The organism is Falsiroseomonas oryziterrae (assembly GCF_021864505.1).
GTDB lineage: Bacteria > Pseudomonadota > Alphaproteobacteria > Acetobacterales > Acetobacteraceae > Falsiroseomonas > Falsiroseomonas oryziterrae.
This window is the reverse complement of the sequence record NZ_JAKJIB010000532.1, coordinates 1-1,665: the sequence shown is the minus strand read 5'-3', so window position 1 is coordinate 1,665 and position 1,665 is coordinate 1. Positions and strand designations below refer to the sequence as shown.

Below are 1,665 nucleotides of genomic sequence, written 5' to 3'. Positions count from 1 at the left end.
GGCCGCGAGGCGGCGGGCGCGCTGGTCGAGGAGGCGATGGCGGCGGTCGCCGAGGGGCTGGTCGCGCGCGGCGTCGGGCGGCTCGTCGTGGCGGGCGGCGAGACCTCGGGCGCGGTGGTGCAGCGGCTCGGCGTGCGGTCCTTGCGCATCGGCGCGGAGATCGACCCGGGCGTGCCCTGGACCTATGCGAGCATGCCGCGCGCCTCCGGCGCGACACCGCCGGGCCTCCACCTCGCGCTCAAGAGCGGGAATTTCGGCGCGCGCGACTTCTTCCTGAAGGCCTTCCAGCATGTCTGAGGCGGCGATCCGCGAGGAGCTGTCGCTGCTCGCGAAGTCGCTCTTCAAGCGCGGCTACTCGGTCGGTACGGCGGGCAACATCAGCGTGCGGCTGCCGGACGGCTACCTGATGACGCCGACCAATTCCTGCCTCGGCCGCCTCGACCCGGCGCGGATCAGCAAGCTCGGCGCGGACTGGTCGCACCTCTCGGGCGACCGGCCGAGCAAGGAGGTGTTCCTCCATCGCGCGGTGCTGACGGCGCGGCCGGAGGCGGGAGCGGTGGTGCATCTGCACTCGACCTACGCCACCGCGATCTCCTGCCTGGCGCCCGAGGGGGGGGACGCGGAGATCCCGCCGCTCACACCCTACTTCGTGATGCGCATCGGGCGGCGCCTGCCCTGCGTCCCCTACTACCGGCCCGGCGACGCGGCGATGGAGCCGGCGGTGCACGAGGCGGCGAAGGGTGCGAAGGCGCTACTACTGGCGAACCACGGCCCGGTGGTGAGCGGCGCGACGCTTGCAGAGGCGGTGCATGCCAGCGAGGAGCTGGAGGAGGCGGCGCGGCTCGCGCTGCTGCTGCGCGACGTCCCCGGCGTCCGGCGGTTGACGCCGGCGCAGGTGGACGACCTGCTCGCCACCTTCGGCTGAGCTAAAGCGACGCGCCCGGATCGAGGCGGATGACGTAGCTGAGCCAGTCGGCGCGGGCGGCGATGCGCTCGTAAAGCGCGATGGCGGGGGCGTCGGCCTCGGGCACGATCCAGCGCAGGTGGCTCCAGCCGCGGTCGCGGCCGAGCGCGCAGGCCTCGGCGATCAGGGCGCGCGCGATGCCCTGGCCACGGGCAGCGGGGGCGACGAAGAGGTCGTCGAGCTGCCCGCAACGTCGGGCGAACACGATCTCCGGCAGGTCGAAGAGCACGGCGAATCCGAGCGGCGCGCCATCGCGCTCGGCGGCGAGCACCTCGGCCGCGGGATGGGCGGCGAGCAGCGCGGCCTGCGCCTCGGGCGGCGCGACCTCCCGCCCGGCGAGCGTGCCGCGCATCTCGGCAGCGTAGGCAGCGAAGAGCGGCGCGAGTGCGTAGCGCTCCTCGCGCGGGAGCGGGCGGATGGAGACGGACATGGGAAGGATGTACACCGGGCGCGGATCGGACGCCGCCCCGTCAGGATGCGGCCGCAACGCGGCCGCCGCGCCGCGATCGTCCGCGCGGCCAGCGCGCCATCTCTGCGGCGCGCAAGCGTCACACCGAAGGCGTGCCTTCGGCACGACGCCCGCGGATGCGGGCGCCGGCGCTTGAGGCGCCCGATTAACGCGCAAAGGGCGCCACCCTTTCGGGTGACGCCCTCCACGCCCGGATCGCCCGCCAGATCTGGACCCCGCTTTGGGGCCCGGC

Annotated in this window: 3 protein-coding genes; 2 read left to right on the top strand and 1 reads right to left on the bottom strand. The window is 74.5% G+C overall.

Going from position 1 to position 1,665, the window contains the following annotated elements; all coding sequences use genetic code 11:
* Both L2I40_RS22835 and otnC read left to right on the top strand, forming a co-directional pair.
* A partial coding sequence (locus L2I40_RS22835; RefSeq protein WP_272911006.1) for a nucleotide-binding domain containing protein occupies window positions 1-297 on the top strand: 297 nt, incomplete at its 5' end.
* Entirely contained in the window at window positions 290-925 is a 636-nt protein-coding gene (otnC, locus tag L2I40_RS22830) for a 3-oxo-tetronate 4-phosphate decarboxylase (protein WP_237217655.1), read from the top strand. The genes L2I40_RS22835 and otnC, both read left to right, overlap by 8 nt.
* A gap of 1 nt (window position 926) precedes the next feature.
* Here otnC and L2I40_RS22825 read toward each other — a convergent pair whose 3' ends face one another.
* Window positions 927-1,409, bottom strand: a complete 483-nt coding sequence (locus tag L2I40_RS22825) for a GNAT family N-acetyltransferase (RefSeq protein ID WP_237217654.1) — start codon at window positions 1,407-1,409, stop codon at window positions 927-929.
* Window positions 1,410-1,665 lie beyond the last annotated feature (256 nt).

What these genes read in the sequence shown, in the direction of transcription:
- otnC (WP_237217655.1), top strand. Translation starts at nt 290, where the DNA reads ATGTCTGAGGCGGCGATCCGCGAGGAGCTGTCGCTGCTCGCGAAGTCG.